Genomic DNA, 12,163 nt, shown 5'->3' with positions numbered 1-12,163 from the left:
CTCAGTTCCGGTCCACCCCCAGGGCGATCAGCAGTTCGTGCCCTGCCCGCCCGGCCCCTCTGGGCCCGGCCCGCACCGGGGCACACACGTCGTACCCGTCGCGCGGTCCTGCCGCCACGACGACTTCCCGCCCGGGGTTCCCGCTCTCCGTACGTTCCGCCTGCTGGCCGGCGACATGGTGCTCGCGGGCCGTGTGCTCGCCCTGCCCCTGGTTGGCGCACCCGTGCGGCAGTCCGAGGTGCCCGACCGGCGAGGACGCCGAGGCCGACGACACATAGGGGGCGGCCGGGGCGGCGGGGCCGCCGAGGGCGTGGTCGTGCGTCTGGCAGAGACCGGCGAGGAGACCGCAGAGGGCGAGGGCAAGCAGCACCACGGCGACGGGTACCCGTCGCCGCTCCTGCACCGCCGGCCTCGTACGACTCATGGAACTCATCGTGCCTGCGACATTACTGATCGCATCGCAGCACACGCAAAAGGGGTCCCCGGTGACCCTCTGTATCCGGCCACGACTCCAGGAGCGGTTGAGACCGGAAACGACTGAGGCCCGGATCTCTAGGAGATCCGGGCCTCAGTACTGGAGTAGCGGGGACAGGATTTGAACCTGCGACCTCTGGGTTATGAGCCCAGCGAGCTACCGAGCTGCTCCACCCCGCGTCGGTAAACACCACTGTACGCCATTCGGCGAGCCCTCGCGCACACCATTTCCCCGGGCCGCTCACCAGCCGGTCTCCCTACGCCCCCGTGGTTCCCCCAACAGCCCTGCGCTGTCACGATGTTGACATGGCAGAGGTGTTCCTACGGCGGCTGACCCGTTGGCAGGCAGATCAGCAGCGAGAGGCCATCGCCGATCTTTACGTCGCGGCTTACAGGGGTGAGCCGGGACACGAGTATCTGGACCGTCGGAGTTTCCTGGAGCGGTTCTCCGACGATGTGCAGCGCCCCGGTTTCGACATGCTCGTGGCCAGTGCGGGCACGGCAATCGCGGGGTGTGTCTATGGATATCCGCCGCATCGTGAGGGTCACTGGTGGCGCGGGCTGAACGGCGGCGGGGCGTTCGGGAGCTTCGAGGAGCTCACCGCCTCGGGCCGGGTCTTCGCCCTGGCGGAGCTCATGGTGCTGCCGTCCCACCGCCGCTCGGGCGTGGCGGGCCGGCTGCACCGGCAGTTGCTGATGCGGGTGGACGCATCCCTCCTCACCACGCTGCTCGACCCGGGGAACGAGGCCGCGACCGCCGCGTTCACCGCTTGGGGGTGGGCCAGAACCGGCCGTCTCGACGCGGAGAACGGCCGCGGCGAGCTCGACGTGTGGAGCCGCAGCGGACCCTTCGGCGTCAGTCTGGGAGAACCCAGCGCCCGTCGCGCATGAGATCGCGGCCTTGCAGCTCATTGCCCTCGCGCCATGCCTGTATCCGCTGCGGGGTGATGCGGAAGTACTGGTAGTGGGCGGTGAGGCCGCGCGGCTCGAATCCGCTTCGGGCGGCGAAGGTGTCCTTGACGCCGTCCGGCAGCTCGGCGGGCTCGAAGGCCTGCGCGGTGCCCTCGACCAGGACGACGTCGCGGGTCGGGCCGAGGGTGAGGCGGACCTTGCCGGTCGCCCGGAGATTGCGCCCGGTGGGGCTGGCGGCGGGGGTGGCCACGAGCACGGTGCTGCCGTCCCAGTAGTAGGACAGCGGGATCAGGTACGGGGTGCCGGTCGCCGGGTCGGCCGTGGCCACCCAGACGTCGACGTCGTGCTCGAGGCGGTGCAGGGTGTCCTGCTTGCGCTGCTTCTGCGGTCGGGCGGGCGGCGGGGTCATCTGGGCACCTCTCTCAACTCACGTACTGCGGCCGTCACTTATTTGACGCGCCGAGCCGCGGAAATGTGACCACCCGGAAGGGGGAAATCTCCGGCCGGCCCGCCCGCTCGCCCGCGGCACCGCCCCCGCTCAAGCCCGACCTCCCACCAGCTCCTCCCCCGCCTCCGCAAACGCCCGCACCCGCGCCGACGCCCCGCTCGCCGGCCAGGCCAGCCCCCACTCCAGCGGCGGGGCATCGCTCAGCAGGACGTAGGCGACATCGGGACGCGGGTAGTAGCGCCTGGTCTGCGCGCCGACGACGAGGACGCGCCGGCCGGCCCCGACCCGCCCGAGGAGCTCCTGAAAGGTCGAGGCGTCCCCGGGCTCAAGGATCTCCCCGGTCCCCGCCGTCTCGTCGAGGCCCGCCACCTCGTCGAGCCCCACCGATTCCCGCCCCGCGAAGGCGTGCCCCGCCGGCACCGCGACCATCCGGGCCTCCGTCACCAGCGCGGGCCCCGTCACCAGGTCGTCCCCGGCCACCGGGAAGGAGGTGAGCAGCACCTCCACCTGGCCCTCGCGCAGCCACGGCAGACCGTCGGCGAGCTGCGCCTCACGGACCTCGACCCGGCACTCGGCGTACCGGCGCTGGAACAACTCGGCGATGCCGAGCACCAGTTGGCCGGCCGCCGCGCCCACGAAGCCGACCTTGAGGGTCCCGGTGATCCCTCGCCCCGCTTCGACAGCCCGGCGCAGTCCGGCGCCGACCAGCTTCCAGGCGGGCTCGACGTCCTCGTACAACTGCCGTCCGACGGCGGTGAGTTCGACGCGCCGGCTGGTGCGGTCGAAGAGCGGGACCCCGACCCGTCGTTCCAGCTTGCGGATGGTCTGGCTGATCCGGGCCGTGGAGACGTGCAGGCGTTCGGCGGTGCGGCCGAAGTGCAGCTCGTCGGCGAGCGTCAGGAATGCCTCGATCTCATGCCGTTCCAGCACCGTGAACCCCCATCGTTAACTGTGACTTCACGATCGTTGCACAGGCACTCATTGATCAAGTGCGGCCCTCGGCCGGAGAGTGGAGCCATGAACACGAACCCGAACACCAACCTGAACGCGAACCCCAACGCCCACCTCGCCGCCCTGTCCTCCCCCGCCTCCGACCTCGACGCGACGGTCCGCGAACTCCGCGACCGCGCCGAGATCACCGACGCGCTGTACCGCTTCGGCCTCGGCCAGGACCTCAAGGACAAGGACCTGTTCGCCTCCTCCTTCGCCGCCGACGCCGAGCTCGACTTCCGCCCCGCCGCGGCCAAGTGGGGAGCGCAGCCGCCGCTGATGGTGGGGCGGGACACGATCGTGACGACCATCCTCGGTCTGTTCGACGGCCGCGTGGACACCACCCACCAGGTCACCAACGTCCGCATCACCGTCGACGGCGACACCGCACGGCTCACCGCGCTGGTCGAGGCCCAGCACCTGCTCACCGCGGACCCGTCGACGTACGCACTTCTCAAGAACCCGTACGCCGTGGAGCTCGTCCGCGACGGCGACCGTTGGCTCATCCGTCACATGCGCATCGACAACACCTGGTTCAACGGCGACCCGACGGCCATCTTCGGCTGAGGCCAAAGTTCGGCTACCTTCAGAAGATTGGGCCATTTTTAGGGGATGCCATGAAGCTCGGGATCACGGGACATCGCGGACTGCACGGCGAGACCGAAAAGGTGGTGCGGCGGGCCATCAGCGCTGCCGTGGCCGCCTACGACCCCGATGAACTGGTCGGCGTGAGCTGCCTCGCCGAGGGCCCGGACGTCTGGTTCGCCGAGGCGGTTCTGGACCATGGCGGCCGCATCGAAGTGATGCTGCCCGCCGACGAATGCCGTACGGAACTGCCCGAGTGGCACCTCCCGGTCTACGACGATCTGCTGAGCCGCGCCTCCGACGTCCGTTCGACCGGACTTCGTGAGGTCACCGACGAGGCGCACATGGCGGGCAGCGAGCTCCTGGTCGACCGTGTCGACGAGCTCATCGCGGTCTGGGACGGGCTGCCGGCCCGTGGCCACGGCGGCACCGCGGACGTGGTCGCGTATGCGGAGAGCCACGACGTACCGGTGCGCAATCTGTGGCCGACCGGGCACGTCAGGGACTGAATCCAGCCTCTGAACTTCCCTTCAGGCAGCGGCAGTTACGCGCTGCGCGAGGGCCGATTCACCAGGACCACCTGCGTCGCCGCGTACGAGGCGACGCCCGCGATCAGCGGGGACAGCGCGGCGGGCACGATGATCTTCTCCACGATCACCACGCCGTTCACGGCGTGCAGCCGGCCGCGACCACGGCCGCGCCGATCAGCCCGCCGACCAGGGCGTGCGAGGAGCTGCTGGGGATTCCGGCCAGCCAGGTCAGTACGTTCCAGACGATCGCCCCCGCCAGCGCGGCGAGGATCACCGGCGGTTGCACTCCCGCATGCCCGTCGAGGATCCCGCCCGAGATGGTCTTCTTACGCGGCCTGCTTCTCACGCGGCCCGGCCCACTTCTCACACAGCCACCTCGCGGCCATGGCCCCCGCCACGGCAACCAGCACCGGAACCACCAACACCCGCGGCGCATCGGTGAATTCCAGGATCAGGACGACCGCGGTGAGCGGCATCCGCTGAGCCGCCGCCAGAAAGGCCCCGGCCCCCACGACCGCGTACGCCGCCGGTGAATCCCCCGGCCACAGCAGCTGCCACGCCCCGCCGGCCACCACCCCGAGCAGCGCCCCATTGGCGAGCGACGGCGTCAGCAGGCCGCCCCGGGCCCCCGCGCGCAGCACAAGGAGCACGATGCCGATGCGCAGGACGAGCAGCACCGCGGCAAGCGCGATCGCCGGCTGCGTCTCGAACGCGACCTCGGCAGGCGCCTTCCCATTGCCGAGCAGCTGCGGATAGGGCACGGCGAGCAGCCCGCCGACGAGGAACGCGGCAGGCGCGGCGATCAGCAACAGCCCCCCGCGCGGAGCCCGTTCCCGCGCGGCGCCGGCCAGCCGCGAGAACCCGTACGCACACACCCCCACGACCGGCCCGACGAGCGCGGACCACACGATCAGCGGGGCGCCGACGGTGAGTTGGGCCAGCTGGTACACCGGCTCGTCCGGCAGCACCAGCCACGAGACCAGGGTGGCGATGACCGCCGTGGCCACCGCGGGCAGCACGGCCCCCAGCGCCCAGGAGCCGAGCAGCACCTCCAGCGTGAAGACGGCCCCGCCCAGCGGTACGTCGTACACGGCGGCGAGCCCGGCCCCGGCCGCACACGCGATGAGCGTCCCGCACTGCCGCGCCGAAAGCCCCGTCCGCCGCGTCAACTCCCCGGCGAACACCGCGGCCACCTCACGCGGCGCCACCTCCCGACCGAGCGGCGAGCCGAGCCCCACCGTCACGATCTGGAGCAGCGCATGGCAGACGGTGGCGAACGGCGGCATGCGCTCCCCGCCCGGGGAACGTACGGCCGCACCGATGCTCACCAGCGGCCGCCCGAACCGGTACAGCGCCCACCACCCGACCCCGGCCAGCACCCCGGCCCCGGCCATCACCACCACCCGCCGCCCCGGCGACGCAGCCTCGACCCCCGCCAGGAAGGGCCCCTCCCCGTACCCGTACGCCACGTGCTGCACCCCGTGCAGCAACAGCGCGAGCAACGCCCCCGCAACCCCGGCACCCAACCCCACCAGCACGGTCACGACCCCGAACCGAACGGGCCGCGCACCTCCGCGATCATCAAGGGACACAGGCCGCACCGTAGCCCAGAACGGGCATTCCATCCCCAAGGCCGCCCGGGAACGCCGAAGCGCCCCGCCCGGCAAAGCCGGACGGGGCGCTCGCGCGCACGTAGACCGTGGTCCGAAGGCGTGCGGGCTCACTTCGGGCTCACCGCTCGGCAGCCCTGAGCCGGGCTTGGCTCAGACACCAGCCAACCGCTCGGCGGCGCGTTCTCGGACCTCGGCCGCCCGGGGCCTGGTCGCCGCCGCGCGTCGGGCCAGTGGCAGGGCGAGGGTCGCGGCCGCCGCGTACGTCAGACCGAGTACGACCCAGCCGGCCGCGCCAAGGCCACTCAGGGCCAGGGTGATGGCGAACGGGCCGCCCGCGCGGCCGAGTTGGGTGCCGACGTTCCAGGCACCCTGGTACTCGCCGAGCCGTTCGGGTGCGGCGAGTTCGTACGAGAGCGACCAGGAGCCCGCCGACTGGAACAGCTCCGCCGCCGTCAGCAAGGTGACCGCGACAACGAGCACGGCCACCGCGAGCGGCGACGGCAGCGAGCCGGTCGTCGCGAACGCGAGGGCGCAGCCGAGCACCGCCAGACCCGCCCGCCGCAGGGCGCGGGCCGCCGAGCCGACCTCGGTGACGCCGCGCCCGGCCCGCATCTGGAAGCCGATGGCGAGGAAGACGTTGACGAGGAGAAGCAGGGGCGCGGTCCACGCCGGCGCGCCGGTGTACTCGGCGACCCACAGCGGCACGGCGATCTCCAGGAGTTCGCTGTGCAGGCTCAGCAGCCCGTTGAGGAGCGCGAGTCCGAGGTAGGGCCGGTCGCGCAGGACCGTCATCAGGCTGCCGCCGGGCGACTTCTCCGGACGGCGATCGGGCAGCCGGGCCGCCGCCGCACAGGCGATCAGGATGCCCAACGCTCCGAAGGCGATGAGCAGCCGGAAGGCGAACGCGGTCCCGGCGACGAGCGCGGCACCCAGGGCGGGGGTGCCGAGGCTGATACCGACGTTGTGCACGACCCGGTTGTACGCGAGGGTCTCGACCCGGTTGCCGGGCGTGGTCAGGGTGCCGAGGCAGCCCTGCCGCACCGGCTCCACGGCGCTCTCCGCGAGCCCGGCGAGCCCGACCACCAGCAGGAACACGGGGAACGAGTCGACGAGCAGATACGCCGCGAGCAGCGCGGCCCGCGCCGCGTGGAGGCCGACGAGGAGCCTTCGGTGACCGATCCTGTCTCCGAGCACCCCGGTGGGCAGCGACGCCGAGAGCCCCACGAGGGTGGCGACGGACAGCCCCGCCCCGACCTGAACGGCGCCGAGGCCGACGACTCGGGTGAAGTAGAGGACGCCGCCCGCGAGCATCACGCCACGGGCGAGCGAGTCGAAGAAGGACATGAGGGCATAGGCCCGCAGGGGCCCGGGGGGAGGCAGGAACATGCCGATCAGTCCACCGCCCGGCACGGCACACGAGGTAGACATTTAGCCGACGCCTTATTCCATTAGGCTCGCGGCATGATCGAGATGATCCTGGACGTGGACGACCTGGCCCATGTGCGCTTCGCGATCTCACCGCTGCAGGAGACCTCGTTCAGTCTGTGGGCGCTGAGCTACCCGGGCGAATTCCCGCTTCACCTGCGCTGGTTGCGCCTGATCCGCGACGACCTGCCCGCCTTGGACACGGAGCTGCTCCTTTCCCTGGTCAGCCGGCGCCGCTGGCTGCCGGACTTCATCACACCCCGCCCGCTGGCCCGGATGCCGGACTTGGCCGAGGAACTGGCGACGGTCCGCCGCACCGACCCGGCGACGGTGGCGGCGGACCTCGCGGCCGCCTACCGCGACGAAGAGCTCCCGCCCACCCTCCGAGGCACCCCCGCAGAGGTCCGCGACCGCATCGCGGACATCCTGGAGTCGTACTGGCATCTGGCCCTCGCCCCTCACTGGCCGCGCATGCGAGGGGTCCTGGAGGCGGACATCCTGCACCGGGCCCAGCTCCTGGCGGAGGGCGGTGCCGCCGCGCTCTTCGGCAGCCTCCACTCCAACGTGCAGTGGGACTCGGGGATTCTGCGCCTGCACCGCATGACGGCCCCACACCGCGTGGAGTCCGGCCGGGGCCTGACCCTGTGCCCGACCCTGTTCGGCCGCAGGGCCACCGCCCCCATCGGTGACGTACCGCGCGTCGCCTACCCGGCCCGGGGCGTCGCCACCCTGTGGGAGACGGTCACCGCCCCCGCCCCGGACGCCCTGGGCTCCCTGATCGGCCCCCGCAAGGCCGCCGTCCTCGCGGCCCTGGACACCCCCACCACCACCGCCACCCTCGCCCGCCGCCTGTCGATCACCCCGAGCGCCGTCTCCCAGCACCTCGCCACCCTCCGCAACACCGGCCTGGTGACCCGCGCCCGCGTCGGCCGCGTGGTCCTGTACGGCCGAAGCGATCTGGGGGAGCGAATGCTGGGCGGCTGACGGGGCCCCGGGCCCGCAACCGCCGCCGCAGCTCTTCTCAACTGGGGAGAGGCGTACGCCGAGACGGAACGTGTCTTCACGCAGGAGAACGGCGAGTGGCTGCACGACCTGCGCCACGGTGCGGCAACGCTCGCCCTTGCGGCCGTGGCGGACATGAAGGTCGTACAGGAAATGCTCGGCCATTCGCCCATAACGATCACCTCGGACACGTATCGGGCCGGCGAGGGACCAGCAAAAGCAGAAGCGCCCCACCCGGTGAACCCAGGCAGGGCGCTCAAGCGCAGGTCAGACGGCATATCCGCCAACCCGCCGGAGGTAGACCGTGTGGGACTCGAACCCACAACCAATGGATTAAAAGTCCACTGCTCTGCCAATTGAGCTAACGGTCCGCGTCAACGCATCCCCGAGCATAGCCGGACTCGTCTCGTGCGCCGATCGGGTATCGGCACACGAGGCGATCAGGCCCGGCTAGTGCGCGGATCCTCGGGCCTGCCGCGGCGCCGGCATGGGCGCCGCGGCAGCACGAGGCGTCGCCTCAGCTGATTCGCGAGTACCGCTTCAGGCGGGTCTCGGCGAGCTGCTTCGGCGTGGCAAAGCCCCCGGTGTGATCGGCGTTGTAGAGGTACGCGGCGCCGCCCGGGGTGCGGGCCAGGATGTCCTGGCGGCCGTTGTGGTCCATGTCGCCACTGGCCACGATCGCGTTGTACCGGCCCCAGCCACCGCCGATCTTCTTGCGCGGCTCGAAGCCGCCCCGGCCGTTGCCCCGGTAGAGCCACAGCACTCCGGAGCCGTCCCGGGCCACCAGGTCCGAGCGGCCGTCGCCGGACAGGTCGCCGCGGCCCGCCAGGGTGTTGTACGTCCCCCAGCCACCGCCGATCCGGGCCCGGGCCGCGAACTTGCCGTCGCTCGTGCCGCGGTAGAGCCACAGCACACCCGAGCCGTCCCGGGCCACGAGGTCGCCTCGGCCGTCACCCGAGATGTCCCGGACGGCGACCAGTCGGCTGTACGCGTCCCAGCCGCCGCCGATCCGGACCCGGTGGTCGAAGTCGGCGAGCTCGAAGTCCCGGCTCGGAACCCGGTAGAGCGTGCCGCCCGACGTGCGCGCGAGCAGATCGCCGAAACCGTCGCCGTTCATGTCGCCGGCCTGGAGCAGCGTGTTGTAGCCGGTGCCGTCGAAGCTGCCGGTGTCGTCCACGCCGCAGCCTTCCAGCTTGCGCCGTACGTCTGTCGAGCAGACGTCGACCAGGTCGTTCGGCTCCTTGGCGAGGATGCTGCCCGCGTCCCGGTAGTGGGTGTCGACGCCACGGGTCCACTCGTCGATGAGCGGCCGGTACGACGCCACCTTGGTGTACACGCGCACGCCGCCCCGTACACACCCGGTGGCCTGCGTGGCGGAGACGGCGACGAGCCTGCCGCCGGCCACGAGCGCACCCCCGGCGTCACCGAAGCACTGGTCGTCGTCGGCGACGGGCGGGGCACCCGGTGCGGGCGCGGTGCACAGCGTGCCGCCGGGCAGCGCCCCGCCGAGCAGCTCCGCGCACTGGGCGGCCGACTTCACCACGACCTGCTCGCTGTGCCGCACGCGCGGCGCGTTGTCGGCGTCGAGCCCGGCCCAGGAGTGGAAGGTCGCCTTGGCACCGGCCGCCCACAGGGCGGAGTCCGACCCGGTGGCGAGAACCGGCTTGCCGGAGTTGTCCGGTGTGCGCCGGTTGGCCACCGTGACGGCCGCGTACCGGCTGGTCGCGTCGTACTTCGGGTGACTGCGGTACGCCACCTGCTCGCCGCCGCCCGCGAGTTGGCCGGTGCCGAGGTTGTACTCCCACTCGAAGTCGCCGGTGCCCATGCCGGTGAAGCAGTCGGGGGTGGCGAGGGTCCGGGTCTTGGACAGGACGACGCCGGTGCACGCGCGGTGCGTGCCGGTGGCCTCGTCGTCGTAATAGAGCGGGATCACCCAGGAGGGGACGGTCGCCGCTGCCTGGGCGCTCGGGGCGGCCTCGATGGCTCCGCCGAGCAGCCCGGCAAGGAGCGTGGAGAAGGCGACCGCGACGACGGCACGCCGCCGGACGGCCCTTCGTGCCGGACGGCGCGTCACCGGACGGCGCGTCACGAGATCCCCTTGTAGGTCTGCCACCCGGAGGCGATCTTCACCCGGGACGCGAAGCCGCCCCTGCCGTCGCCGTTGTTGCGGTAGAGGTTGCCGGCGGTGTCCCGTACGACGATGTCGTTCTTGCCGTCGCCGGACAGATCACCGATCCCCACGACCGCGTTGTACGAACGCCCCCAGTCCGCGAAGACCTGTTTGCGCGGCGCGAACGTCCCGTTGCCCAGGCCGTCGTAGCGCCACAGGCCGCCGTTCTTGTCGTGTCCGAGGAGGTCCGCCTTGCCGTCACCGGTGATGTCGCCGACACCGGTGATCCGGCCGTACGTCTTCCAGTTGGCGGCGAACTTCACCCGGGACGCGAGCTTGCCGTCCGAGGTGGAGGCGTAGAAATACATGTCCCCGGTGCTGGACTGCCGGGCCACCAGATCCGCCCGGCCGTCGCCGTTCAGGTCCCCCGGCGAGGTGAGCACGTCGTACTGCCCCCAGCCGCGGCCGAGCACCACATGACTGCTGCCCGGCTTGTACGCGCCGCCGCACTTGCCCGTGTACCGGCGCAGCTCACCGTCCGGCATCCGGACGAGCATCTCGGCGCAGCGGTCCTTGCCCAGGTCACCGAAGGGCACGGCGCGCGTGCCGGCCGGCCAGCCGCTGCCGGAGGACTTGCCGGCGAAGCCGCCCGTACCGTTCGCGAAGTGGGTGGTCAGACCGCCGCTGGAGTTGAGGGTCACCAGATCGCCGTGGCTGCTGTACGCCTGGTCGTGATAGCCCTGCAGGGCTCCGCCGACACCGACGTCACCGCTGGTCGTGTACGTGCCCCCGCCGTCCGCCGCCGACGCGGTCAGGGTCCAGCGGTGCTTGCCGTTGACGACCCACTGGCCCGAGTCGGTCTTGCCGTCCCAGCCGAGGTCGACCTCGGTGCGGGGAGCATCGCCGCGCAGCGTACGGACGGTCCTGCCGAGCGCGTCCTTCACCGTGAAGGTCCAGGTCACCGGCTTGCTGAGCTGCCAGGTGCTCGACCAGACCTGGGAGCCGGTCGTCGACTTGACGTCGAAGTAGTCGCCGTCGACCTCGGACTCGATCTTCGCGAGCGGCTGCGCGGGCACCTCGCTCTGCACCACGTGGATCGCCTTGTCCGGGGCGACGTACGCGATGTCGCCGCCGAACTTGTCGACGCTCCAGGTGAGCCGCCGCTGATCGGCGGTGTTCCCGGCCGGCAGGTCCGCGATCTCGCGCGCGGCGGCCGCCGTGCCGGTGTGGAAGTCGGTGAGCTGCAGCTTTCCGGCCGTCCGGTCGTGCTGCACCAGATATCCGTCGCCCACCAGGACGGGGCCCGACGGGACGGTGAAGCTCTTCTTGGCCGTACGGTCGTAGACGCCGGCGGCGCCCGAAGGGCCGCAGTTCCAGTACAGCCAGCGCCCGACGGCCTGCAGTTCCTTCACGGAGCAGGGCGCACCGACCGAGACGGTCTCGACGACCTGCTTCTTCTTCAGGTCGAGCGAGCTGACCGACCCCGCCGTGGAGTTGGCGGTCCACAGCCGGGTGCCCCAGACGGAGGCCGCGGTGATGCCGCGGGTCATCCGCACGTCCACGGTCCGGTTGGCCGTGACGTAGTCGACGTACTGCTTGCCGGTCGAGGTGGCGTTGTAGACGTAGAAGCGGCCCGTGGTGTCCACGAACTTGCCGCCGGTGACAAGGGGTTCCTCGTTCGCCGCGATGGAGTTGGGTGCGGGCCTCATCTGGAGCCGCTGCTGGCCCCCGCTCCCCACGTGGAAGTAGCCGAGCTGACCGTTGCCGGTGGCCCGCAGCGGGACGCAGGAGCCCGCGTCGCACGGCACCCGCTGAGCCCCCGAGCCGTCCGCGTACGAACTGGCATAGCCCCAGCCGACGCGGTCGCCCGCCGCCGAGCCGTCCGGCGTCACCTCGCGGGCGAAGACCCACTGATCTCCATTGGCCCCGCGTTCCACCGTGGCGAGCATGCCACCGGAGAAATCGATGCCCCAGACCCCGTCGGTCTGGACGGGTGTCGGCGACTGGGCCGCGCCCGATGTCGTAAGTGCCGTGATACTGACGGCTGTAGCGGCGGCCGTGACGACGGACATAC

11 protein-coding genes, 2 tRNA genes and 2 pseudogenes are annotated in these 12,163 nt (G+C 71.5%); 5 read left to right on the top strand and 10 right to left on the bottom strand.

Annotated elements, in window-relative coordinates; genetic code table 11:
• Position 1: 1 nt before the first annotated feature.
• The gene (locus tag OG430_RS26345) at positions 2–424 is read right to left on the bottom strand and encodes a hypothetical protein (RefSeq protein ID WP_327355067.1); all 423 of its coding nucleotides are present in this window, start codon (positions 422–424) and stop codon (positions 2–4) included.
• A 156-nt stretch (positions 425–580) separates the two neighbouring features.
• A tRNA-Met gene (locus OG430_RS26340) sits at positions 581–654 on the bottom strand.
• Positions 655–780: 126 nt separating this feature from the next.
• On the opposite strand from OG430_RS26340, the gene OG430_RS26335 reads away from it, so the two are divergent.
• A complete protein-coding gene (locus tag OG430_RS26335; protein ID WP_327355066.1) occupies positions 781–1,365 on the top strand; it encodes a GNAT family N-acetyltransferase in 585 nt (194 codons plus the stop codon).
• Here OG430_RS26335 and OG430_RS26330 read toward each other — a convergent pair.
• Together OG430_RS26330 and OG430_RS26325 are read right to left on the bottom strand one after the other, a co-directional pair.
• Complete coding sequence (locus OG430_RS26330) at positions 1,331–1,795, bottom strand: pyridoxamine 5'-phosphate oxidase family protein (protein WP_327355065.1); 465 nt, start codon at positions 1,793–1,795, stop codon at positions 1,331–1,333. The two genes, OG430_RS26335 and OG430_RS26330, sit on opposite strands and share 35 nt — an antisense overlap.
• Before the next feature lie 129 nt (positions 1,796–1,924).
• The gene (locus OG430_RS26325; RefSeq protein WP_327355064.1) at positions 1,925–2,764 is read right to left on the bottom strand and encodes a LysR family transcriptional regulator; all 840 of its coding nucleotides are present in this window, start codon (positions 2,762–2,764) and stop codon (positions 1,925–1,927) included.
• Between the two features lie 87 nt (positions 2,765–2,851).
• Between OG430_RS26325 and OG430_RS26320 the strand changes: the two genes are divergently transcribed.
• Positions 2,852–3,391, top strand: a complete 540-nt coding sequence (locus OG430_RS26320; protein WP_327355063.1) for a nuclear transport factor 2 family protein — start codon at positions 2,852–2,854, stop codon at positions 3,389–3,391.
• A gap of 50 nt (positions 3,392–3,441) precedes the next feature.
• Positions 3,442–3,918: a hypothetical protein gene (locus OG430_RS26315; RefSeq protein ID WP_327355062.1), complete on the top strand. Its 477-nt coding sequence runs from the start codon at positions 3,442–3,444 to the stop codon at positions 3,916–3,918.
• Between the two features lie 68 nt (positions 3,919–3,986).
• Here OG430_RS26315 and OG430_RS26310 read toward each other — a convergent pair.
• From OG430_RS26310 to OG430_RS26300, 3 genes and pseudogenes are all read right to left on the bottom strand, one after another.
• A pseudogene (locus OG430_RS26310) lies at positions 3,987–4,264 on the bottom strand (inorganic phosphate transporter); the annotation flags it as partial.
• A gap of 1 nt (position 4,265) precedes the next feature.
• Positions 4,266–5,483 (bottom strand): chloride channel protein, encoded by a 1,218-nt coding sequence (locus OG430_RS26305; protein WP_327355061.1) that lies wholly within the window; start codon positions 5,481–5,483, stop codon positions 4,266–4,268.
• A 219-nt stretch (positions 5,484–5,702) separates the two neighbouring features.
• The gene (locus OG430_RS26300) at positions 5,703–6,980 is read right to left on the bottom strand and encodes an MFS transporter (protein ID WP_327355060.1); all 1,278 of its coding nucleotides are present in this window, start codon (positions 6,978–6,980) and stop codon (positions 5,703–5,705) included.
• A gap of 33 nt (positions 6,981–7,013) precedes the next feature.
• On the opposite strand from OG430_RS26300, the gene OG430_RS26295 reads away from it, so the two are divergent.
• Complete coding sequence (locus OG430_RS26295) at positions 7,014–7,961, top strand: ArsR/SmtB family transcription factor (protein ID WP_327355059.1); 948 nt, start codon at positions 7,014–7,016, stop codon at positions 7,959–7,961.
• A gap of 99 nt (positions 7,962–8,060) precedes the next feature.
• Positions 8,061–8,165 (top strand): annotated as a pseudogene (locus tag OG430_RS49490) (tyrosine-type recombinase/integrase); the annotation flags it as partial.
• A gap of 112 nt (positions 8,166–8,277) precedes the next feature.
• On the opposite strand, the gene OG430_RS26285 reads toward OG430_RS49490, so the two are convergent.
• From OG430_RS26285 to OG430_RS26275, 3 genes are all read right to left on the bottom strand, one after another.
• Positions 8,278–8,350 (bottom strand) — tRNA-Lys (locus OG430_RS26285).
• Between the two features lie 146 nt (positions 8,351–8,496).
• Positions 8,497–10,068 (bottom strand): FG-GAP-like repeat-containing protein, encoded by a 1,572-nt coding sequence (locus OG430_RS26280; RefSeq protein WP_327355058.1) that lies wholly within the window; start codon positions 10,066–10,068, stop codon positions 8,497–8,499.
• Complete coding sequence (locus OG430_RS26275) at positions 10,065–12,161, bottom strand: FG-GAP-like repeat-containing protein (RefSeq protein WP_327355057.1); 2,097 nt, start codon at positions 12,159–12,161, stop codon at positions 10,065–10,067. The genes OG430_RS26280 and OG430_RS26275 overlap by 4 nt, the downstream gene beginning before the upstream one ends.
• Positions 12,162–12,163 lie beyond the last annotated feature (2 nt).

This window comes from Streptomyces sp. NBC_01304 (genome assembly GCF_035975855.1).
In the GTDB taxonomy this organism is placed as follows: domain Bacteria; phylum Actinomycetota; class Actinomycetes; order Streptomycetales; family Streptomycetaceae; genus Streptomyces.
This window is presented reverse-complemented; position numbering and strand designations above follow the sequence as displayed.

Excerpts from the sequence above, each read along its gene's own strand:
- OG430_RS26335 (WP_327355066.1), top strand. The coding sequence starts at position 781 with ATGGCAGAGGTGTTCCTACGGCGGCTGACCCGTTGGCAGGCAGATCAG.
- OG430_RS26295 (WP_327355059.1), top strand. The coding sequence starts at position 7,014 with ATGATCGAGATGATCCTGGACGTGGACGACCTGGCCCATGTGCGCTTC.
- OG430_RS26275 (WP_327355057.1), bottom strand. The coding sequence starts at position 12,161 with ATGTCCGTCGTCACGGCCGCCGCTACAGCCGTCAGTATCACGGCACTT.
- OG430_RS26345 (WP_327355067.1), bottom strand. The coding sequence starts at position 424 with ATGAGTCGTACGAGGCCGGCGGTGCAGGAGCGGCGACGGGTACCCGTC.
- OG430_RS26300 (WP_327355060.1), bottom strand. The coding sequence starts at position 6,980 with ATGTCTACCTCGTGTGCCGTGCCGGGCGGTGGACTGATCGGCATGTTC.
- OG430_RS26320 (WP_327355063.1), top strand. The coding sequence starts at position 2,852 with ATGAACACGAACCCGAACACCAACCTGAACGCGAACCCCAACGCCCAC.
- OG430_RS26315 (WP_327355062.1), top strand. The coding sequence starts at position 3,442 with ATGAAGCTCGGGATCACGGGACATCGCGGACTGCACGGCGAGACCGAA.
- OG430_RS26330 (WP_327355065.1), bottom strand. The coding sequence starts at position 1,795 with ATGACCCCGCCGCCCGCCCGACCGCAGAAGCAGCGCAAGCAGGACACC.